This is a genomic window from Bacillus sp. AY2-1, assembly GCF_008368965.1.
In the GTDB taxonomy this organism is placed as follows: domain Bacteria; phylum Bacillota; class Bacilli; order Bacillales; family Bacillaceae_G; genus Bacillus_A; species Bacillus_A thuringiensis_S.
Window position 1 is genome coordinate 190126 of the sequence record NZ_QPEL01000017.1, and the last position, 22030, is coordinate 212155.

The window sequence follows — 22030 nt, forward strand, 5'->3', positions numbered from 1 at the left end:
GCAATAAATAAGCACAGAGCATACGGCGCTCTGTGCTTATTTTTATTTATCTTTTTTAAATCGAACTGTCTTATCCCAGCCGATGACTTGTTTCTTGCTCTTTGCACGTAAATATAAGATTAAGCTGCGAATAAATAAGTACGTAAAGAGCTGTGCATACGTAAAGTACATAATAACGCTAATAAAAATATTAGTCGGTGTAAAGGTTCGTTCGACACTCTGGGCACTAAATAATTGTGAAACATATGTAATATATGCTACATACCACATAAATAGTAGCGGAATGCTATATTGAATTTGGAATATCCCGAGTAGCCCAATTACAAACCAAACGTTTGAAATGATTAGGAATAGCCAAAATACAACATACACTAGAACTTGTTGTAAGGAATGAACGAGCAGTTTTCCTTTAAAGAAACTTAATGACGAGAACATTTTTTCTAAAATGTATAAATTTCCTTGGAGCCAACGTGTACGTTGTTTAATAAGAATTTTTAAATGCTCTGGTTCTTGTTCCCAAGTAACTGATTCTGGGATGATTGGTAAGAGATAACCTTTTTGTGTAATTCGTAATGTTAATTCAGCATCTTCTGCAATTGCATAAGGGTCATAGCCACCAAGCTCTTCTAGTGCAGAGCGACGAAGAAGCATGTTTGTTCCTGTCAGTGAACCCGTTTGGAATAGTAACCAGCGTCCAGATTGCATAAGGAGCTGGAAGATTTGAAATTCTAGCGAAATCATTCGCGTCAGCCAGTTTCTTTTTTCATTTACAGTACGAACGTGTCCAACTGCTCCAACCGCATCTTCAGTTGTTTCAGCGTGCTCTACAAGCATTCGCAGTGCGTGTGGTTCAGGTTGGTTATCTGCATCGTAAACACAGAAGTATTCACCATCTGAAATACTAAGCCCATAGTTTAGTACACGTGATTTACCCTTCGGTTCACCGGAGGGAACACGAATGTGGCGAATATGAGCATAAGCTTTGTCGAAATCATCGCCGATTTCAGGTGTTTCATCTTGAGAGTTATCATTTAATAAATAAATAGTTAGCTTTCCTGGATATTCAATCTTCGCCATCGCCTCTAAAGTATCTTTAATAACGACCCCTTCATTATGGGCAGGTATGAAAATATCGACGCTAGGATAATGTTCTAGTGTACGATCTTTTCGTTTGCTATTTCGGTGAATTAAACCCGCGATTGTTAAGAAAGAGTAGTAAACGAGTAAGCCAGAGAATAGAAAGGCCGTAAAAATAAGTACATATTTAATTGAAAATGTGATACTGATCCAAAAAACGAGTACGCAAAACAGAAGAAATAAAAGAAGTATAACGAGAGTCATCATAACAATGTCTGTCCTTTGTTTCCAATTTGCTCGCGTGAAATTTTTATATCTTGGATTGCTTCAGCTGCAAGCCATTTTTCTAATTTTGGCTGTAGACGGTTCATTACTATATCTGCACCAGCCTCATTTGTGTTCTGTAATAAAATAACTAATGTACTCTCATCATATTCAGCAGCAAGGTCAAAATCATTCCTTACCGTTTCAACTAATAAGGAAGCTACACGATCCATAACACTTTCCTTCGTATATTTACTAAAGGAAGTGAAATCAAAGTAAACGATAACGCCTGTTTCATTACGACGATTCATTGCAGTCGTTAATAACGCTTGGCGTCTCTCGAATTCTTGTCTAGTTAATAATTTTGATTCTCCAATATATTGTTCCAACGTTCTCACACGCTCAGTTAAAGTTTTATTTTCATGAATCACTTTTTTTAATAGGTGAGTTGTTATATATACAATGAAGAAGTTAGCTACCATTAGGAAGTGGGTAATCATATATTGCCATTGATCTGATGTACTCCATAAATGAAGCCATGCTTGATAAAATAAATAAAATACGGAAATAATGGTTCCTAGTATGAAGAAAATAAATGCTGTTTTATCAGCTAAAAATAAGAATAGTACATTTACGATTACGTATATTATTGTAAAAATGAGCGCATGCTCATAATTCGTCACATGTACAGTAGTAAAATAAAATACAATTTGTAGAATCCACATAGAGAGGATTTTATAGAACTTATCTTTCACAAAACTTTCCTCCTTAAAGCTATTTCATCCATAGATACTTGTAGTATGCGCAATTATTAAGAAATTGACTATGTCGTTAAATTCTTTTGAAGGGCAACAACAAGTAGTATCTCTATTTTCATAAGAAAAATAAAAAGACGTAAACATTATTGTATCATAATGTCCTCATGTTTGGGATAAGGTGATTGATAGATACATAAAAGGCGTTTGGAGTGCATGAAAAAAGTCTTCTCTTGGAGAAAGAGAAGACTCTATATAAGTTTATAGGAACATCATACCTGCAACTGCTGCATTTAAGAAGTTAGCTAATGTACCAGCGATAACTGCTTTAATCCCTAATTGTGCAATTTGTTTACGGCGAGTAGGAGCTAGCGTTCCTGTTACACCTAATTGAATTGCAATAGAAGAGAAGTTTGCGAATCCACAGATTGCGAATGTTAAAATTAGATTTGTTTTGTCAGAGAACTCTGCCATATGTGGTCCTAAGTTTGCGTATGCAACGAATTCGTTGATTGCAAGTTTTTGACCGATAAAGCTTGCTGCTTGTACAGCTTCACCTGGAGAAACCCCGATTAAGATTGCAAATGGTGATAATAAGTAACCGAAGATTAAATCAAGGCTAAGTTTAATATGGAATAAAGACCCAACTAATCCTAATAGACCATTTAATAAAGCGATTAATGCAATGAAAGCCATTAACATTGCTGCTACGTTAATAACAAGTTGCATACCTTCAGATGCACCACGTGCAGCTGCGTCGATAACGTTTGCGTCTTCACGTTCTGTAGAAAGTTCAACGTTATTATCTACTTTTTCTGTCTCTGGCATGATTAGTTTCGCAATTAATAAGCTTGATGGAGCTGCCATAATTGCAGCTGCTAATAAGTGCTCTAACGGAATACCCATTGCTGCATAGCCGACAAGAACTGATCCGGCAACAGCTGTCATACCGCTTACCATAATAGTGAAGAATTCACTATTTGTTAAGCGTGCTAAGTAAGGTTTAATTAAGATTGGAGCTTCAGTTTGTCCTAAAAATACAGTCGTTACTGAGTTTAAGCTTTCTGCTTTAGAAGTTCCAAGAAGTTTACTTAATGCACCACCAACGACGCTAACAAATTTCTGCATAATACCGAAATGATATAAGATTGCTACTAATGAACTAATAAATACGATTGGAAGTAGTGCTTGAATAAAGAATACAAATCCCCAAGGTCCTTTTGCGTTGACTAAATCCCCAGCAACGAACTTAATTCCCTCGTAAGAAAAATTAATTAATCCTTGAACACCGTCAGCAGCGTGTTTTAAACCTGCTTTACCAGCATCCCATCGTAATACGATAAATGAAAATGACATTTGTAATGCTAGCGCAATTAAAATTGTGCGCCAATTAATAGCTTTGCGGTTGGAAGATAGTAAGAAAGCAATTGCTAATACTCCAATCACGCCGCCAATTCCCCATAAAAGATTCATGCAGTGTATGCTCCTTCCTCATAGTAAAAACAGTGTATAAACCAGTTGTCTATACATTTACGAATATAACATCTTAAGTAACTTATCATAATGGACATCGGAGGTCAAACGTCTAATGAAAAGTTTAAATAAAAAGAAAATTCTTCAAAAAAACACATATAAAATAAATAGACATGAAATAGGTTATGTTTTTTATGAAAATATATACATTATGATAACGTTATGCATTGTTTTTGCAGAATAAAGTGTATGAAATAGAAGAATGGATACATTATTTTTGTAGAGAGAAACTAGGGGAAAGGGAGTAATGTGTTGAACTCGTAACAAAAAAGCCTTCTAGTAAACTAGAAGGCTTTGAAACTATTAATTAAGGTGCTTTCGTGTATCCTAAGAAGTGGCTCTTCCAATAAGAGTTACTTAATGAAGCGATTGCTACACCTTTATCTCCAGCTTGGATAAATGATCCGCCCCCAAGGTAAATACCCATGTGAGAAGGACCAGATTTATAAGTGTTTTGGAAATAAATTAAGTCACCAGGTTGTGGACTTGAAGTTTTTGGTAGGCTACTCCAATATCCCGCAACACTTTGACGGCTAATGTTATGACCAGATTTCTTAAATACATGGTAGATGTAGCCACTGCAGTCTACGCCGTTAGCAGAAGTTCCGCCCCAAACGTATGGTACACCTTGCATTGATTTTGCATATGCAAGTACGGAAGAACTGTCGCCACTATTATTGCCTGTATTATTATTGTTGTTATTGTTTTGATTGTTATTTTGGTTATTGTTAGGCTTATTATCTACTGCGCCTCCAACTGGTGTTTTAGATAGGTAACGTGTTCCGATATAACCAGTTTGACCGTTGTAGTTAATTTTGCTCCATCCAGAGTTTTCAGAGATTACTTGAACCTTCTGTCCTTGTGGAAGTGCACCTATGATTCTATAATTTGTACCTTCGCCGCTACGTACATTTAGTGCAGAAGCATTAATGTAGTAGTCGCCAATTGCACCTTGGTTAGGTTTTTCAGGTTGTTTTGGTTGCTCAGGAGTAGTAGTACCACCTTTAACGAATTTTACAAATTCGCTACTAACAAAGCCTGTTTTTCCTTGGTAATTTACTTTAAACCAACCGTTTTCAGATCCAACTACGTTTAATGTTGTACCGTTTAAAACACCACCAATTACACTATGGTAAGCAGCAGGGCCTGTACGAACACGTAAAGATGTAGCGTTAACCACGTAAGAACCGCCAGTTTGAATAGTTCCATTATTATTGTTTTGCTCTTGTTTGTTGCCTTCTGTAACGTTTTCGTTAGAACCGCCTTTTGTTACGTAGTCTTTGCTTATATAAGCAGTTTGTCCTGCGTAATTGATTTTGAACCAATCTTGAACTTCGCCAACAACTTGTACTACTTGTCCTTTTGTAACAGAACCTACAGTTGTGTGAGAAGTACTAGGACCTGTACGAACACGAAGGGAAGATACATTTACTGTATAGTTTCCGCTTGCTGGTTTTACTTCTTGGTTGTTATTGTTATTATTCGTATTGTTGTTTGAAGAACCCGCATTAGAAGAAACGCCAGATACGAATTCGCCACTTACATAACCTACTTGTCCATTATGGTTAATTTTCACCCAACCATTTTCTTGTCCAATTACGTTTAATGTTTGTCCTGCATATACACGTCCAGAAACAGAACTAGAAGTGTTAGGAGCTGTACGTACACGTAATACATCAGCAGTAACTTTATTGTTTCCGCCTGTGCTTACATTGTTGTTTGTTGCTCCACTTTTTGATACAAATTCGCCACTAACAAAGCCTGTTTTTCCGTTAATGTTAATTTTGAACCAACCATTTTCTTCGCCAATCACGTTTAGTGATTGACCGTTATAAACGCGTGAGATGATGTCGTGAGAAGTGCTTGATCCCGCACGAACATGTAATACGCTCGCGTTTACCTTATAAGATGAGTCGTTTGATGCAGAAGCTTGGACAGTTGTAGCAGCTTTTTGTGTATTTTGTTCAGGTGCAGCTTGAACACTATCAAGTGTAGGTGCTGCTCCTCCTGCTACAGACACTGCCGCAAGACCGGCAAGATACTTTTTCATAATTTGTCGATTCCTTTCTGTCTGTAATGTAGTGAAGAAATATTTACCAACTGTTAAAAATTCTAAAGAGCATGTCGATTACTGTCAAGACTTATGTAGGAATCTGAATATGACAAAAAGATTACAAAAAAAAATCAAGGCATAAATTTACACCTTGATTTCCATTTAAATGTATATATTGAATATGAAAGGACAGAAATTATTCGTGTTTAAGAAGATGCCATATTGGATTGTAACAAGATTTGATTAAAAGATTTTTGCAGTTTTTTGGTGATAGGCCCAACTTGCCCATCTTGAATCGCGGTTCCATCAAGGTGGGTCATTGGTAAAATTTCAATCGTTGTGCCTGTAAAAAAGCATTCATCTGCTTGATAAACGTCACGAACGCTGAAAAGTTCTTCCTGTACAGGAATGTGAAGAGTATTCGCTAAAGAAAGGACATATTGACGAATAATGCCATTTAGAATAAGGTGATTGGCTGGATGTGTGTAAAGAGTTCTGTTTTTAATTAAAAAGAAGTTGGAATGGCTTCCTTCCGTTACGATACCATTCCTTATGAGAAGTGCCTCTTTACAGCCTTTACGTTCAGCTTTCGTAGCAGCTAGTACGTTTGGTAATAAATTTAATGATTTAATGTCACAGCGTAGCCATCGAGTATCGGGTTCTGATATAGCGCGTATACCATATTCAATCCATAATGCTGGTCTTTCTTTTTTTGTAATATAGGCATAAATTGTCGGAGGGGTGTCATATGAAAATACATGTGTGCGAGCTTGTACACCGCGAGATACTTGCAAATAAATTGTGCCATCTTCGTGGAAATGGTTTCGTTCAATTAATTTGTAAAGTAAAGTGATGAGTTCAGCTTTTGAGAAAGGGAGCGATAATTCTACTTCTTCCATGGATCGATATAATCTTGTTATGTGCGGATCTAATAAGTGAAAGTTCCCTTTATATAGGCGAATAACCTCGTAGACACCATCTCCGAATTGCAAACCTCTTTCTTCAAGTTCTATGTACGTTTGTTGTTTTGTTGTATCAATAACTTCATCATTCCAAAGTACAAATTTTTCGTATGCCAATTTCCGTCCCATCCTTTCGTAAGTACGTAAATAACGTGAAACTTTCATTCCTGCGAGATAAAAATCACTATAGTAATTTTTATGTAAGCAATTCTCTATATATGACCGTATATGTATTTGTAAATCATAGAGAAGTAAGGACGATTTCCCCCGCATTAACGGGCTGATTAAAGTTTCACTTTACAGCATTTTGTATATACAAATTCGAAAATAAGAAATGAGAATCCTGCTTTTAAATAAAAAAAAGCAACATTCTTATGGAATGCTGCACAAGGAGGGTAGCTATCTTTCATAGGGACATTGTCTCGTTGAATGCTTTGTGTATGGAAACAAAACATGTTGAAAGACAATTATAAGAAAGTAGAAACAAGAGATTTACACATTTCTTTAAGGGATCTTACGAAAGATGAGAGGTAAGAAATATGTAGAACCTTGTTTACATATTTTATTATAGAGATTCTTCATTAACCCTATGTGAATATTTGGTAAAGGTTATGTAATTTTAAAGTTAATGAATATAAGCAGTTGTATGGAAGAAAATAAAAAAAGAGGCTGAGATTACTCAGCGCTCTTCTTTTCTTCTTTAATAGCTGTTTTTACTTCACCAGTTTTGATCTTATTACTTTCAGAGAAGCGAAGTAAGTCACCTTCAATGATTTTATCAGACATGTGCAATTCATTTTGGGCACGATCAATTAGTGGTTGAGATTCTTCTTTCGGTAATTGTACAACTTCGCCAGTAGCACGGTCGTAGAATGTACTGTTTGTGTACATGTATTTATCTGTAATGAAGCTACCGTCACGAAGAACAACAAATCCTTTATTATCAGGTGAGAATACATCATGACCGAATCGAACGTCATTTGTAGAATCTACACCAAGTAAGTTTAGAATAGTTGGTTTAATATCAATTTCACCAGTTGGTTTCGAAATTGTTTTACCTTCTTTTTGACCTGGAACGTGAATAAACATCGGTGTTTTTTGTAAGTTCATATGGTCAAATGCAGTGATTTCTTCTTTTCCTAAGAACTGTGCCATTGCACGGTTATGGTTTTCAGAAATACCGTAGTGGTCACCGTAGAATACGATTACTGAGTTGTCGTAAATACCTTCTGCTTTTAGACGCTCAATAAAGTGTTTCATTGCTTCGTCTAAGTAACGAGCAGTTACCATGTAACGGTCAAATACTCCATCACCAGAATTATATTCGTCGATTAATTTTGTACTGTCATCGTAAGTGAATGGGTAATGATTCGTTAAAGTAAGGAAGCGAGTATAGAATGGTTGCTTCACTTCTTTCAACATATCAATAGATTGATCGAAGTATTCGATATCTTTTAATCCCCAGTTTAATTTTGTTTCCGGCGTAATCTTGTAATCAAGCTCGTTGTAGTAACGATCATAACCAAGTGCTGGATACATAATGTTACGGTTCCAGAATGTTGCGTTGTTTGCGTGGAATACCGACGTGTGATACCCTTGCTGACGTAAAATTTCTGGAGTTGCTGTATATTCATTGTTACCGTGTGTGAAGAATACAGCACCGCGGTCTAGTGGATATAAAGAAGTATCTACTAGGAATTCAGCATCAGATGTTTTACCTTGCCCAGTTTGATGGAAGAAGTTATCAAAGTAATAACTTTCTTTCGTAAATTGGTTTAAGAACGGTGTAACTTCTTGTCCGTTAACTGTTGCGCCAATTAAGAATGTTTGTAATGACTCAAGAGAGACAACAATTACGTTTTTCCCTTTTGCAGTACCGAACATATTTGGATCTGGTTTACTTTGTGTTGTTTTCACGTAGTTTTCTGTTTCTTGTAATTTACTACCGTCAGCGAATGCTTTTTGTGAACTTGATTTCGCTTGTAAGCCAAGATCGTATACTTGGTGTACATATAATCCTAAGTTTTTAACAAGCATAACGCGGTCGAATGAACGTGTTAATAGTTCTGGGCGTTCAGCTTCTGCAAGTCCTAAGTTTGCGAAGAAAATAGCAACTGTTGATACGAAGTATAGAGAACGCATCGGGCGTGCTACACGCTCTGTAGGTGCAAAGTTTTTCATTTTCTTCAATAGAACGAAGAATACGATAATGTCTGCGAATGCAAGAATAATTTTGTAGTTAAATAATTCTTTCACACTAGAACCTAAACTTCCGAAGTTAGATGTTTGTCCGAGTACTGGTAAAGTAACGAAGTCATTGTAGAATCCGTAGAACATTACGTTACCAACAAGAACGATTGTTAAGACAAAGTTAATTCCAAGTGCTATATAGTTACGTTTTTTCCCTTTTGCAAATAATGCAAGACCAACAAGCAGTAATGATGCTGCTAATGGGCTAAGGAATAAAATGAATTCTTGCATGAAAGATTCAAGTTTTAAATCAAAGCTTGTGCGTGTAATAATGTAAGTTTTCAGCCATAAGGCTAAAGCTACGAATACAGTGAAACGCACATTTTGAAATTGCGATTTCAAGGTTTCTTTCATTCATTTCCACCCTTTCTCTATCAGGCTTGGTCGATTTTGGAGCGAAAAATGCTAAAATAAAAAATACATAGTTTTCTTGGCCATAATTAAAGGTTCTATATTCACCCATATACGACTATAACTATGCATACCCTTTTGGTTTCTTTTGTTGCTCATAAGCATAACGTCATTTCTGTATTATACAACAAAATTCATTTCTGAGAAACACTATAACATTTTACATTTTTTGTATAAGATTTGTCACTACCAGAGAAAACTTTAACATTCGTTTATATGTCCGTCAACTAGAAAATATAACAAAGATAGAGCAGAATGTTAAGTGGAAGTGAAAATTTCTTTGTTGAGAAATAAGAAACGAAGATGGATAAGGGTTATCTAGAAATCTATTATATGAAGGAAATCGTGTAAAAATTAACGAACACTTGTTCTTTTTTGGTTTGTTTGTTACAATGAAAGTTCATTGATAGGTTTTGTGTAATTTCCATGAACTTTTACTGATAACATATTGTAGCTTATTTCTTTTTAAAAATAGGGAGGCTTTTACATGAAACAAAAATTTTCAGTTGAAGCGTTTTGGAAGAAAGTAAAACATGTTGCAAAGCAAGCAGGGCAGTCGGTCATTTATACAAGTTTATTACTGTTTTACGTTTTGCAAAGACCCGATGTTCCAAAACGAGTGAAAATTATTGTAATTGGAGCACTTGCTTATTTTATTGCACCGATTGATGCGATTCCAGATTTCATTGCTGGAATTGGCTATACGGATGATTTAGGGGCGTTAACGGCCGCACTAATACAGGTGTCGTTATACGTCAATGAAGATGTGAAAGATAAGGCACGAGTGAAGTTGGCAGAATGGTTTGGTTCGGATATAGACACAACATTTATCGATCAGAAATTAGGTCAATAGGTGAAATCTGTCATAAGGTGACAGGACGAACGTAAGCGAGGAAGTGCATTATGCCATCAGGAAGAACGCATACGAAAATAAACTTAATATCCCTTCCGGTTGTTTTGTTTTTGCTCTTTTCGTATGGATTAACAAATTTTGATTTTTTATTAACTTTTGCAATTGGTTTTTTAGTAGGTACTTCATTTTTAACACCAGATTTAGATACGTACAGTAATGCTTATAACAAATGGGGTTTCTTACGTATATTTTGGTATCCTTATAAGAAAGTAATGCCACATCGATCTTTCTTTACGCATACGATTATACTTGGTGATGTGATTCGTATTGCGTACATGTTAATCGTCTTTTCTCCATTTTTATTCCTATTAAATGTAATCGCACTGGATGGTAATTTAATAGAAATTGCGAAGAAACATGAGGTTGAAATTGTAACGTTCTTAATGGGAATTGTTGTGGCAAGTACGCTCCACATTATAGCGGATAAGGTGAATACGCGCCGAAAGAAAATGATGAGAAAAAAGAAGAAACGCAGAAGATAAAGTAACTAATCGGGAAAAGGACCCTTGCAATTTGCAAGGGTCCTTTTTTAAACAAACGTTTGTTTAAAATTAAGCTTTCAGTACTTTAATTCCTTTTACAATGTTCCAGATGAAGTAGTATAAGCTGATGATTCCGCAAATAGCTAAGACAATCATTGCTCCAATTCCAAGTGTTACATCTGGTTGGTCAGATCCTATGCCCATAATTCCTAAAATGGTTAAGCCGATAAATGTAGCGATACTTGGAATGATGTGTGTCCATAGAGCACGTTTTGCGTGTGGCTTTGTTTCAGCGTCTCCTACAATCCAAACGATAATGGGGAATAAGATAGGGGCAAATAGTACACTAAAGTATGATAACGCAGCTAATATTTTATTTCCGTTCATATATATCACCTCATGAATAATGTCTGTTGTTATACTATTATTATGCAATAATTTAGGTAAGCTTTCTATCGATGAACATTACAAGAACATGACGATTTTGTAAGATTTTTTTGTTAAATGATAAAATTTTCAAAAAAATCTTTTTTAATGGAAATTGTTATGGTACAGTATAAATGGAAGTTGTTGAAAGCGTTTTCTTAAACGTTTTTTATTTTTAGGCTTAAAGGTATGATGACCTGATAGTCTATTGATAAGATTGTATTTATTTAAAAGGGGATTCTTTAGGGGGAGAGGACAATGAACACATGGACACAAGTTTATGATCCGTTCGGTAATATTTGGATTTCAGCAGCGGTAGCACTTATTCCGATTATCTTTTTTTTCTTAGCTTTAGCGGTTTTTCGCATGAAGGGGTATGTGGCAGGATTTATTACAGTTGTACTTACAGTTTTAGTAGCATTATTCGCTTATAAAATGCCGTTCACGATGGCAATGGCAGCAACCGGGTACGGTTTTTTGTACGGGTTATGGCCAATTGCTTGGATTATCATTATGTCGGTATTTTTATATAAAATTTCTGTAAAAACAGGTCAATTCGATGTGATTCGTGCATCGGTATTATCGATTACGAACGATCATCGTTTACTCGTTATTTTAATTGGATTTTCATTCGGAGCATTTTTAGAAGGAGCGGCAGGGTTTGGAGCGCCAGTAGCGATTACAGCAGCGCTTCTTGCTGGTCTTGGGTTAAATCCTTTATACGCAGCAGGTCTTTGTTTAATTGCAAATACTGCACCAGTGGCGTTCGGAGCGATGGGAATTCCGATTACAGTTGCTGGACAAGTAACAGGTATTGATCCACATAAAATTGGACAAATGGCTGGGCATCAATTACCGTTCCTATCATTATTTGTTCCATTCTTTATCGTATTTTTAATGGATGGATTTAAAGGGGTAAGACAAACGTGGCCTGCGTTACTTGTAGCAGGTAGTTCATTTGCGATTACGCAGTTCATTACAGCGACGTTCTTAGGACCGGAACTTCCGGATATTACGTCAGCACTTGTAAGTTTAGTGAGTTTAGCACTGTTCTTAAAAGTTTGGCAGCCGAAAGAAATTTATCAATCCGGGCAAGCAAATAATGAGGTAGCAGCAACAACGACAGCAGCATCGATGCCGAAATTAACGTTTGGAAAAGTAGTGAAGGCATGGTCCCCATTTATCGTATTAACGGTTATGGTAGTCATTTGGAGCCAAAATTTCTTTAAGGCATTATTTGCTCCAGGAGGGGCTTTAGAAAGTCTTGTATTTAAGTTTGAAATTCCAGGTCTGCATAATCTAGTAATGAAAGCAGAGCCAATTGTAAATAAACCAACGCCTTACGAGGCAATTCTAAAGTTTGATGTATTATCGGCAACTGGAACAGCGATTTTAATTGCTTGTATCATTTCCATGTTTATTTTGAAAATGAATGTAAAAGATGCAGTAGTGACATTTAAAGAAACGTTAAACGAATTAAAAATGCCAATTCTATCTATCGGATTTGTACTAGGGTTTGCATTTATCGCAAACTATTCTGGCCTATCTTCTACGTTAGCGTTAGCATTAGCTGGAACAGGCGGACTATTCCCGTTCTTCTCACCATTCTTAGGCTGGATTGGCGTATTCCTAACAGGGTCTGATACGTCTGCGAATGCACTGTTCTCGAATTTACAAGCCATTACAGCGCAGCAAGTCGGCGTATCTGAAGTGCTTCTCGTTGCAGCAAATACAACAGGCGGTGTAACAGGTAAAATGATTTCCCCGCAGTCGATTGCCATCGCTTGCGCAGCAGTTGGTCTTGCTGGAAAAGAATCGGATTTGTTCCGTTTTACAGTGAAGCATAGTTTATTCTTCGTAATTATTGTTGGTATTATGACGTATGTACAGGCATATTATTTAACGTGGATGATTCCATAAAAAACAAAAGAAATAAACTTTGAATTTTTCAGATTATAGTGTATGATGGGAAAGTATTGAAAATTAAATCAGTGATAAACTAGGGGTGCCTAACGTATGCGTAGGCTGAGAGAGAAGCGCGTGAACTTCTTAACCCTTTGGACCTGATCTGGCTCGTACCAGCGTAGGGAAGTTAACGGCTTTACATAATGATGTCTTTATGAGCCAGGTCCTTATTTTTTTATGGACCTGGCTCTTTTTATTTTGGCATGCGCTGGCCATATCTTGTCCTTGTCACGAACAGGGGGGCAACAAAATTTATGAAACAATCTGTTTCAGCTGAGCAAATTGAATTGAAATCGAGTTTACCAGGGAGTAAGAAAGTATATGTGGATGGACCACGAGAAGGTATGAAAGTGCCGATGCGTGAGATTGAACAAAGCGAAACGAATGGCGTCCCAAATCCACCAATCCGTGTGTATGATACGAGCGGTCCTTATACAGATCCTGCGTATAAGGTCGAGCTGGAAAAAGGCATTCCAACGCCGCGCCACTCCTGGATTATGGGGCGTGGTGATGTAGAAGCATACGAAGGGCGTGAAGTAAAACCAGAGGATGACGGTGTGAAAGTGGCTTCGAAACATACACCTGTTTTCCCGCAAATGGATCGTAAGCCGCTTAGAGCAAAGCAAGGTGCAAATGTTACGCAAATGCACTATGCGCGTAATGGCATTATTACGTCTGAGATGGAATACGTTGCGATTCGTGAAGGGGTAGAGCCGGAGTTTGTTCGTAAGGAAATCGCAGAAGGCCGCGCTATTTTACCAGCGAATATTAATCATCCAGAAGCTGAACCGATGATTATCGGGCGTAACTTCCATGTGAAGGTCAATGCAAATATCGGAAACTCTGCTGTATCTTCTTCTATTGCAGAAGAAGTAGAGAAGATGACGTGGGCTACTCGCTGGGGTGCAGATACAATTATGGATTTATCTACAGGTAAAAATATTCATACGACGCGTGAGTGGATTATTCGTAACGCGCCTGTACCAGTTGGAACTGTACCGATCTATCAAGCGCTGGAAAAAGTAAACGGAATTGCAGAAGATTTAACGTGGGAAGTATATCGTGATACGTTAATTGAGCAGGCGGAGCAAGGCGTTGATTACTTTACGATTCACGCTGGTGTATTGCTTCGTTACATTCCAATCACGGCAAAGCGTACGACAGGTATCGTTTCACGCGGTGGTTCGATTATGGCGCAGTGGTGTTTATTCCATCATAAAGAAAACTTCCTATATACTCATTTTGAAGAGATTTGTGAAATTATGAAACAGTACGATGTTTCGTTCTCTCTTGGAGATGGATTACGTCCAGGGTCTATTGCAGATGCAAATGATGAAGCACAGTTTTCTGAGCTTGAAACACTTGGTGAATTAACCAAAATTGCTTGGAAACATGATGTGCAAGTTATGATCGAAGGACCTGGACACGTACCGATGCACTTAATTAAAGAAAATATGGAGAAAGAGCTTGATATTTGTCAGGGCGCGCCGTTTTACACACTTGGGCCACTAACGACAGATATTGCACCAGGTTATGACCATATTACATCGGCGATTGGAGCTGCGATGATCGGTTGGTTTGGAACGGCGATGCTTTGTTATGTAACGCCGAAAGAACATTTAGGTTTACCGAATAAAGATGATGTACGCACGGGTGTTATTACGTACAAAATTGCAGCGCATGCGGCTGATCTTGCGAAAGGACATAAAACGGCTCATCAGCGTGATGATGCACTTTCAAAAGCACGCTTCGAATTCCGTTGGCGCGATCAATTTAATCTATCTTTAGATCCTGAACGTGCGATGGAATATCACGATGAAACGTTGCCTGCAGAAGGGGCAAAGACAGCTCACTTCTGTTCAATGTGTGGACCGAAGTTTTGTAGTATGAGAATTTCACATGATATTCGTGAATATGCAAAAGAAAATGATTTAGAAACGACAGAAGCAATTGAAAAAGGAATGAAAGAGAAAGCAGAAGAATTTAAAGAAGCTGGTAGTCATTTATATCAATAACACGTTACACCTCTTTACTTGATTGATCACACTGTAGTACCTAACTTTATTATAGAAGAATCCCCATTTGCTAAGACGGTAGCAAATGGGGATTCTGTTGTTTATCCCGCTATTTGTGGGCAGTAAGACCCCCACCTCAAAATTCAGCGGAAGCAAAGAAGTTAGGTCGGGGTCGGGCTGCCCGTAAAAGCCCGATTGGTTAGGGCTAATAATCAGTGGGGGATGAACAAAACCCCCACTGATTAAAGTTTCACTTTATAAGGCAAAGAAGAGGTGTACCCAGTAGAATAAGAGGAATAGTGTGACGACTGTTGTGAGCGGGATAACGATAAGGGATACACTTAAATAGTCTTTCCATTTTACTTTAATTTTGTTTTGTTTCAGAATATACATCCAAATGAGTGAAGCTAGCGTACCAATTGGTAGTAATAGTGAACCGATGTCACTACCAATGATGTTTGCGAGATAGATTGTTTTTAATGTGACTGGATCTAGTCCCATTTCTGTTAATGTGATCGTACCAATCATAAGGGCAGGATGGTTATTGAAGACGTTAGAGAGGATGGATACAAGTCCGCCCATCGCAAAGCTAGCATAGAGTAGATGCTGATTCACAACTGGCTCGAGCCATTGTACAAGTGCAGCTGTTAATCCTGCGTTGTGGAGTCCGTAAATAATGACGTACATAGAGAAGGCGAAAATTAAAATGTGCCACGGTGTCTTTTTCAAAATGTCGACAGGATTTGTTCGTAAGTAGTACCATCTCCAAATGAGAAGAACGAGTGAACCGAGTACCGCAACGATTTCAATTGGTATGGATAAGAAGGATGCAACGAATAGAAGACAGCGCATAAGGAAGACAAAACCTAATACTTTTAACATGAATCTTGTCCGTTTTTGTTTCGTATCAACAGAATTATTTCCTTTTAGTGGATGGAAGTTTTTCGTGAAAAAAATTTCTTCAATATCATATGAAGAAACAGGTAATTTTTTCGGAAGTTTTTTCTTCAAAACTGTATACATGAGCCATGACATAAATAATAAGCCTAATGTTGCAGGTACAAACATCATAGCAGTATGCATATAAAGAGTCATATTAACGATATTTAATGCAATTAAGTTTACGATATTACTTACACCAATTGGTGCACTAGACGCAGTAGCGATTAAAGCGCCACTTAATAAATAAGGAATTTGTTGATGTGGTTTTAATTGAAGGTTTTTTAGAAGAAGAATTAAAATTGGAGTTGTAATTAAAATACTGCCGTCGTTATTAAATAAAAGAGTCATAAGAAAACATAGTAATTGAATATACCAGTATAAACGGTGACCGGACCCTTTTGCTAAATTTGCTAGTTTCGCTGCGGACCAATGGAAGAAGCCGAAGCTTTCTAATATAACTGCCATAACAATGGTCGCTAATATTGTTATGGAGGCTCCTCCTATTTTACTAACAATATCTATGACGTCTGGTTTTGATACGATTCCTGTAAAGAGGATAATACCAGCGCCGACCGCTGCTGGCCATGCCTCATTTAAACCTCGAGGCCGCCAAAAGATAACAATCATTGTTAAGAAGAATACAATAATAGTAATCCATATTTCAATGCTCATATTTTGCCTACCTTTCTATTTTCCCTTAAACAGATGTAGCTTGTCTCAAGTTTATATTGGTAGTATATTCAGCAAAAAATAAGAAGAACTAGACGTATAACGAGATGAAGCGAATATGTGTTTTTCATGCTAAAGGACAAGTGTCACTAGTAGTGAAATAACTATTGTGATAGGAGCCTATAAATCGATTGGGCAGTAAGGTAGGAAATGAGATTTATATCGGAAATTTTTAAAATATATCGACTTAACGACAAAATATAATAAGAGGAGTCTATCCCAAAATACCTTTTGGAACAGACTCCAAGGCTATATTATTTTTCCTTCAAAAAAGTACGATCCTTCAAGAATAAATTCCAGAAGAAAATAAATCCTGGTAATAAAATTGCAATCCCAATTGCGTATAGAATGAGCAGTGCATAGAACGTTTCTTTCGTTGTAAAGCTTGTAAATACAGTTACGTCAGGGTAAATAATATACGGTAAATGCGCGACCCCGTAAGCATAGCTTGCAAATGCATATTGAGCGACGACAGCTAAAACAGCAATGCGAGGGAATCCTAGTGTGTTATACTTCTTGTTTGTCCACCAAAGGGACGAGTATCCGATAACGAATAGAACAATAGAAACTGTAAACCATGGGAATTGCTTTATTAATCCTTGCATAAGCCAATGTGTTTCTGGATCCATTACAACGAGAGCGATAATCGCCGTAACAAGTGTTGCAGGGCCAAGTATGATGGCATTCCTTCTATAAAGTTTGTATGCATCTTCTGAACCTTGCTCTCTCGCAAAATCAGCAAGAAAGAGAGAGGAGAGAAATAGTTCAGACGTTAGTCCGAAGAGCATATAACAATAGATAACCGGGCTAGAAAGAAGTTTTCCATACAGGAGTACTTCTCTTCCTTCAGACATTGTAATATACGCTCCCTCTGTAACGGGTAAAACGGTAATTAATAGTGCTGGAATTAAGAGACCAGTAATACCTGAAATAACCCGAAGAAGGTACTGATATTTTGGCAAGGAGTAAGCAAATACCATAAATGTACTACGTACTGCAACGAGTACTAAAATTAACATAACTGGTACGAACATAACGGTTGCAAGAGTAAAGGCCGCTTTCGGAAAGAAGCCGAGAAATGCGACAACGACGAAAACGAGAAACGTATTTGTTACTTCCCAAGTTGGTGATAAGTACCGATTGGCAAGTTTGGCAGCGAGCGTTGGATGTTTTGCGTATACCATGCCCCAAAAACCAGCTCCAAAATCGATGGACCCTAATATACTGTATACGAAAATAAGGGCCCATAAGATGATGATTGCAATACTTTCCTCATGCACGAGAATCGCCTCCTTGGTGTTGTAAATCATTCTTTAATGGATGTCTTCTAAAGAATGTCCGTAGAACAAAGACTGTTAAAATAGCGAGTCCAATATATAAAATGATGAATAAAACAAATAAAGGACCGACGAAATCAGCGCGAGTAGAAGCATCGACTGTACGTTGCATACCATAAATTGTCCATGGCTGACGACCGCTACAACTGAAAATCCATCCGAATTCAATACCGAGCATCATAATTGGTCCGCATGCGGCAGCCCCCCAAAGTAGCCACTTCGGTAGTTCTGTCCCCTTTTTTCGGTAAACGAAGTACCAATATAAGAGAGCAATTGCTGCAACTGCAAAGGTAAACGCAGCAGTGCCGACCATTAAGTTGAACAGTGTATGTGTATAAAATGGTGGCCATGTTTCTTGTGGGAATTCATTTAGACCTTTTACGACAGTGCTAGGGTCTAGTCCCACTAATAAGCTAAGCATGTTTGGAATTTCAAGTGCATAGTTTAGTTCAAGCGTATTAGGATCCACAATCCCGCCAATGGATAGCGGTGCGTGTGATGTCGTTTCAAATAAAGCTTCAGCAGATGCAAGTTTTTCAGGTGAGTGTTTATGTAGGGCGATTGCCGATTCGTGCCCTGAAAGCCACATCGTAGCGCCTGTAATAAATGTCACGACAAGCCCTAATAGTAGCCCCTTTTTATGATAAGCAATTTCACGTGTATTTAAATTTTTCTTCAATAATTTAAATCCAGCGATAGAAGCAATGACAGCCGCACCAGTTGCATAAGCCGTAATAACGACATGGAATGCACTTGTGCCAAAACTCGGATTAAAGAAAGCTTTCCAAGGATCAACGTTAAAAACAGATCCATCTGGATTCATTGAAAATCCTGCTGGTGTATTCATCCATGTATTTGCTGATGTAATAAGAACGGCGGATGCCGTGGCACCAAGCATGACGAAAAATAGCGAGATTAATCTCATAAATGGAGGAAGTTTATCGGCTGCATATACGTAAATCGACATGAATAAAGCCTCCAAAAAGAAGGCAAAAATCTCAATTTGGAAGGGAACAGAAATAACTTGCCCAACAATTTTGGCAAAACCAGGCCAAAGAAGTGAGATTTGCACACCGACAATTGTTCCAGTTGGAATTGCTACACCGAGAAGAATAGCAAACGCCTTTGTCCATCTTTTCGCCATAATGGCATAGTCGGAGTCTTTCTTCCAGTGATAGAGTATTTCGCTTATAAAAATCATCAATGAAAGTCCAACGCCAAGTGTTGCAAAGATAATGTGGAATGCTAATGAAGAACCAAAAAATGCTCTTGCTAATGTTACCGTATCCATATGTAAACTCCTCTTCTTTTTTGCCATTATTTTCTGATTGAATTGGAAGATTTATTCAAAAAAACTACCAAAAATATATATGTATTTAAAAAGTGAATATGATAATATAATGTTGTAATATTTTGAATAGAAAGAAATAAGTAGTTGCTTATATTTTGTTTGTTTTTTGCGCAGGAATCTTTTATAATCTTTTATGCGAACATAAGTTCTGTTTTCGAAAAAGAAGTTTATGTGAAATGGAGAGGGTGTTTTATGTATCCTGAAGTCATTAAAAAGATGGCATTTTCAAAAGAGCATAGAGATTTATTATTGAAGCTATATAATAAAGAAATTACACGTCGTGAATATGATCGACTTGTACAATCGCTATATAAACCTTCTAAAGAGGTTTGTGGGGGATAGAAATGGGGGAGACAATCTAATAGATTGTCTTTTTTAAATTTATGTATGTTCTGATAAAATTAAGGTTAGCCTTACTAGGGAGGTGAAAAGATTGCGGAAACGTTTATATATAGGGATTGGAGTTATCTTCTTAATCGCTCTAGGTGGAATTGTATTTTGGTCAGCTTTACAAGGAAACCGTACAGAAAATTTTATTTTAAGACATATGGTGAATGAAAATGGAACGCTTGCCACGTATCGTTTAGTAGATACTAAGGCAGGTACGGGTGAAGCGAAGGGACGTGAAGCTTTATCAGAATCGGCGGGATTATGGTTACAATATACACTTGATAAAGATGACCAGGCGTTATTTGATGAGCAAGTAAAGGTTATTCAAGATAATTTCGTATATAAGAATCATATCGTTTTATGGAAACTCTCTGAAAAGGGAGAGAGGCAGTCAGCTACAAATGCACTTATAGATGATCTTCGTATTATAGAACAATTATATCGTGCTTATGAAATGTATAAGGAAGAGCGTTATAAAAACCTTGCCGATCAATTAAGTGATGCTGTACTTCGTTATAATAAAAAAGATAATTATTATGTTGATTATTATGATGCAGATGCAGGGAAACAAAATAATTTTGTAACAACATCATACATAAATCCGCGTGCATTCTCTTATATGAAGAAGTACGGTAAAGTTTCTGCTCAGCAATATCAGGAAATTGTTCAATTTTTAGCGGATTATCCAAGGCATGGCTGGGCATTCCCAAAAGAATATAAAGAAGATGGTACATTTAAGTACGATAAAGAAGTGAATCTTATTGACCAATCATACGTTGCATATCATCGAAGTTTAGGTGGTCTTTCATCAGCTGCTTATTTGGAATTTATAAAGAAGAGATTCCAGGAGGATGGAAAGCTATACGGTCGTTACAATTTAGAAACGGGAAAACAAACTGTGAATTATGAATCGCCAGCCGCGTATGGACTAACGATTTTGTACGTACTACAAACAGGTGATACAAAGTTTGCGAAGGAATTGTATGATCATATGTCCACATTCCGAAATGACAACGTATTTAGTAGATATTATGGTGGATATGTAACAGGTGAAAATAATAATACGCATATTTTTGATAATGTACTACCACTTTTAGCTGAAATGGAATTAAAAAAGAGTGACCAATAAAAGGTGCCACCATATGAGGGTGGCACCTTTTATTGGTTGATATAATTTTGCGTCCTAATATTAGAGAAGTAGTCAATCACGAATTCACGGAATTGCTGAGCTGTTTTTGATAAGTATCGCTTTTTTGACCAACTTAATCCGATGGTTCGCTTACAAGCGGGTTCAATAATACGCAACTTGTTTGCTGCTAAAGTAGAGTTTTTTAATAAAGTTAAATTTGGAACAAAAGCGATGCCGAGACCTTGCTTAATGAGGTCGCTAATCACTGTCGGTTCATCTACTTCAAAAGCAATATGCGGAGTGAAACCAGCTTCTTTACAAAATTCATCCGTTAAGTGCCGAAATCCATAGCCAGTATTCATACTAATAAACGGTTCGTCTTTTACTTCATGCAGGTGGATACTTTCGCGGTTTGATAACCGATGGCCTGAAGGAACGACTAAGAAAATTTCTTCTGTAATAAGTGGTTCCCAAATAATTTCTTCTCCTTCAACTGGTACAGAGGAAAGACAAAAGTCAATTTCCATATTTTCCAGTTGTCGTTTCATAGAAGGAGTAGACGCAAGAAATTGCTGGAATCGAACATTAGGATGTTCTCGTAAAAAAGAACCTAGTAGTTCTGGTAATATTCTTGGAATAGAAACGGCCATTGTAATAGAGCCTTGTTGTAATTCGGCTAAATCTTTAATTTCTCGTTCCCCTTCACTTAATTCATGAAAAATACGTTCTACCCGTTTTAAAAATACTTTTCCGAAAGAATTTAAAGTAATCTGTCGGCCTTGGCGATCAAATAAAGGGACGCCTAAATCCTTTTCGAGTCTAGCGATTGTTTTGCTGAGTGAAGGTTGCGCGATATGCAATTCTTCAGCTGCCTTTGTCATATGTTCTAGTCGTGCAACTGTCTGAAAGTATTTTAACTGGAGCAGTTCCATTTCGAATCTCCTTTCTATAGACCAAAAGGAATGAATTGATAATTAAAGATGTATTATACAGTATGGAAAGTGACGTGTATAGTAAATCTGTTAAACCATTGTAATGGTGTGAAA

At 37.2% G+C, this 22030-nt stretch carries 17 protein-coding genes and 1 riboswitch; of the genes, 6 read left to right on the top strand and 11 right to left on the bottom strand.

Annotated elements, in window-relative coordinates; translation table 11 throughout:
* Nucleotides 1-42 precede the first annotated feature (42 nt).
* The 6 genes from DN403_RS04880 to DN403_RS04905 all read right to left on the bottom strand — a co-directional run bounded on the left by DN403_RS04880 (nucleotide 43) and on the right by DN403_RS04905 (nucleotide 9248).
* Nucleotides 43-1344, bottom strand: coding sequence for a glycosyltransferase family 2 protein (locus DN403_RS04880; RefSeq protein WP_149185323.1), 1302 nt, complete (start codon nucleotides 1342-1344; stop codon nucleotides 43-45).
* A complete protein-coding gene (locus DN403_RS04885; RefSeq protein ID WP_000653230.1) occupies nucleotides 1341-2096 on the bottom strand; it encodes a nucleotidyl cyclase domain-containing protein in 756 nt (251 codons plus the stop codon). The genes DN403_RS04880 and DN403_RS04885 overlap by 4 nt, the downstream gene beginning before the upstream one ends.
* A 261-nt stretch (nucleotides 2097-2357) precedes the next feature.
* Nucleotides 2358-3569, bottom strand: a complete 1212-nt coding sequence (locus tag DN403_RS04890; RefSeq protein ID WP_001051018.1) for a NupC/NupG family nucleoside CNT transporter — start codon at nucleotides 3567-3569, stop codon at nucleotides 2358-2360.
* Between the two features lie 367 nt (nucleotides 3570-3936).
* Nucleotides 3937-5679 (bottom strand): C40 family peptidase, encoded by a 1743-nt coding sequence (locus tag DN403_RS04895; RefSeq protein ID WP_086389727.1) that lies wholly within the window; start codon nucleotides 5677-5679, stop codon nucleotides 3937-3939.
* A 209-nt stretch (nucleotides 5680-5888) separates the two neighbouring features.
* Nucleotides 5889-6773, bottom strand: coding sequence for a D-amino-acid transaminase (locus tag DN403_RS04900; RefSeq protein ID WP_079997269.1), 885 nt, complete (start codon nucleotides 6771-6773; stop codon nucleotides 5889-5891).
* 546 nt (nucleotides 6774-7319) lie between these two features.
* A complete protein-coding gene (locus DN403_RS04905; protein ID WP_000665344.1) occupies nucleotides 7320-9248 on the bottom strand; it encodes an LTA synthase family protein in 1929 nt (642 codons plus the stop codon).
* A 544-nt stretch (nucleotides 9249-9792) separates the two neighbouring features.
* Here DN403_RS04905 and DN403_RS04915 point away from each other — a divergent pair.
* Both DN403_RS04915 and DN403_RS04920 read left to right on the top strand, forming a co-directional pair.
* Nucleotides 9793-10158, top strand: a complete 366-nt coding sequence (locus DN403_RS04915; RefSeq protein ID WP_000810378.1) for a YkvA family protein — start codon at nucleotides 9793-9795, stop codon at nucleotides 10156-10158.
* Between the two features lie 50 nt (nucleotides 10159-10208).
* Nucleotides 10209-10700 (top strand): metal-binding protein, encoded by a 492-nt coding sequence (locus DN403_RS04920; protein ID WP_001139059.1) that lies wholly within the window; start codon nucleotides 10209-10211, stop codon nucleotides 10698-10700.
* A 69-nt stretch (nucleotides 10701-10769) separates the two neighbouring features.
* Here the strand turns inward: DN403_RS04920 and DN403_RS04925 are convergent, their stop codons facing one another.
* Complete coding sequence (locus DN403_RS04925; protein WP_001014091.1) at nucleotides 10770-11087, bottom strand: magnetosome magnetite crystal formation protein family; 318 nt, start codon at nucleotides 11085-11087, stop codon at nucleotides 10770-10772.
* Between the two features lie 297 nt (nucleotides 11088-11384).
* On the opposite strand from DN403_RS04925, the gene lldP reads away from it, so the two are divergent.
* Together lldP and thiC are read left to right on the top strand one after the other, a co-directional pair.
* Complete coding sequence (lldP, locus tag DN403_RS04930; protein ID WP_001099345.1) at nucleotides 11385-13046, top strand: L-lactate permease; 1662 nt, start codon at nucleotides 11385-11387, stop codon at nucleotides 13044-13046.
* A 71-nt stretch (nucleotides 13047-13117) separates the two neighbouring features.
* A riboswitch (TPP riboswitch) is annotated at nucleotides 13118-13233 on the top strand.
* Nucleotides 13234-13345: 112 nt separating this feature from the next.
* On the top strand, nucleotides 13346-15106 hold the full coding sequence (gene thiC, locus DN403_RS04935; RefSeq protein WP_000814477.1) for a phosphomethylpyrimidine synthase ThiC: 1761 nt from the start codon (nucleotides 13346-13348) through the stop codon (nucleotides 15104-15106).
* Between the two features lie 255 nt (nucleotides 15107-15361).
* Here the strand turns inward: thiC and DN403_RS04940 are convergent, their stop codons facing one another.
* The 3 genes from DN403_RS04940 to cydA all read right to left on the bottom strand — a co-directional run bounded on the left by DN403_RS04940 (nucleotide 15362) and on the right by cydA (nucleotide 19405).
* Nucleotides 15362-16720 (bottom strand): arsenic transporter, encoded by a 1359-nt coding sequence (locus tag DN403_RS04940; RefSeq protein ID WP_000021145.1) that lies wholly within the window; start codon nucleotides 16718-16720, stop codon nucleotides 15362-15364.
* A gap of 311 nt (nucleotides 16721-17031) precedes the next feature.
* Nucleotides 17032-18057: a cytochrome d ubiquinol oxidase subunit II gene (locus tag DN403_RS04945; RefSeq protein WP_000544189.1), complete on the bottom strand. Its 1026-nt coding sequence runs from the start codon at nucleotides 18055-18057 to the stop codon at nucleotides 17032-17034.
* Nucleotides 18050-19405 (bottom strand): cytochrome ubiquinol oxidase subunit I, encoded by a 1356-nt coding sequence (cydA, locus tag DN403_RS04950; protein ID WP_106081668.1) that lies wholly within the window; start codon nucleotides 19403-19405, stop codon nucleotides 18050-18052. Before cydA ends, DN403_RS04945 begins: the two co-directional genes overlap by 8 nt.
* Before the next feature lie 252 nt (nucleotides 19406-19657).
* On the opposite strand from cydA, the gene DN403_RS31025 reads away from it, so the two are divergent.
* Nucleotides 19658-19807, top strand: a complete 150-nt coding sequence (locus tag DN403_RS31025) for a hypothetical protein (RefSeq protein WP_000283180.1) — start codon at nucleotides 19658-19660, stop codon at nucleotides 19805-19807.
* 91 nt (nucleotides 19808-19898) lie between these two features.
* Nucleotides 19899-20984, top strand: coding sequence for a hypothetical protein (locus DN403_RS04955; protein ID WP_001231674.1), 1086 nt, complete (start codon nucleotides 19899-19901; stop codon nucleotides 20982-20984).
* 29 nt (nucleotides 20985-21013) lie between these two features.
* On the opposite strand, the gene DN403_RS04960 is transcribed toward DN403_RS04955, so the two are convergent.
* A complete protein-coding gene (locus DN403_RS04960; protein WP_098437047.1) occupies nucleotides 21014-21916 on the bottom strand; it encodes a LysR family transcriptional regulator in 903 nt (300 codons plus the stop codon).
* Between the last annotated feature and the right edge of the window lie 114 nt (nucleotides 21917-22030).

Excerpts from the sequence above, each read along its gene's own strand:
- DN403_RS04880 (WP_149185323.1), bottom strand. The coding sequence starts at position 1,344 with ATGATGACTCTCGTTATACTTCTTTTATTTCTTCTGTTTTGCGTACTC.
- DN403_RS04890 (WP_001051018.1), bottom strand. The coding sequence starts at position 3,569 with ATGAATCTTTTATGGGGAATTGGCGGCGTGATTGGAGTATTAGCAATT.
- DN403_RS04895 (WP_086389727.1), bottom strand. The coding sequence starts at position 5,679 with ATGAAAAAGTATCTTGCCGGTCTTGCGGCAGTGTCTGTAGCAGGAGGA.
- DN403_RS04900 (WP_079997269.1), bottom strand. The coding sequence starts at position 6,773 with ATGGGACGGAAATTGGCATACGAAAAATTTGTACTTTGGAATGATGAA.
- DN403_RS04905 (WP_000665344.1), bottom strand. The coding sequence starts at position 9,248 with ATGAAAGAAACCTTGAAATCGCAATTTCAAAATGTGCGTTTCACTGTA.
- DN403_RS04915 (WP_000810378.1), top strand. The coding sequence starts at position 9,793 with ATGAAACAAAAATTTTCAGTTGAAGCGTTTTGGAAGAAAGTAAAACAT.
- DN403_RS04920 (WP_001139059.1), top strand. The coding sequence starts at position 10,209 with ATGCCATCAGGAAGAACGCATACGAAAATAAACTTAATATCCCTTCCG.
- DN403_RS04925 (WP_001014091.1), bottom strand. The coding sequence starts at position 11,087 with ATGAACGGAAATAAAATATTAGCTGCGTTATCATACTTTAGTGTACTA.
- lldP (WP_001099345.1), top strand. The coding sequence starts at position 11,385 with ATGAACACATGGACACAAGTTTATGATCCGTTCGGTAATATTTGGATT.
- thiC (WP_000814477.1), top strand. The coding sequence starts at position 13,346 with ATGAAACAATCTGTTTCAGCTGAGCAAATTGAATTGAAATCGAGTTTA.
- DN403_RS04940 (WP_000021145.1), bottom strand. The coding sequence starts at position 16,720 with ATGAGCATTGAAATATGGATTACTATTATTGTATTCTTCTTAACAATG.
- cydA (WP_106081668.1), bottom strand. The coding sequence starts at position 19,405 with ATGGATACGGTAACATTAGCAAGAGCATTTTTTGGTTCTTCATTAGCA.
- DN403_RS31025 (WP_000283180.1), top strand. The coding sequence starts at position 19,658 with ATGTATCCTGAAGTCATTAAAAAGATGGCATTTTCAAAAGAGCATAGA.
- DN403_RS04960 (WP_098437047.1), bottom strand. The coding sequence starts at position 21,916 with ATGGAACTGCTCCAGTTAAAATACTTTCAGACAGTTGCACGACTAGAA.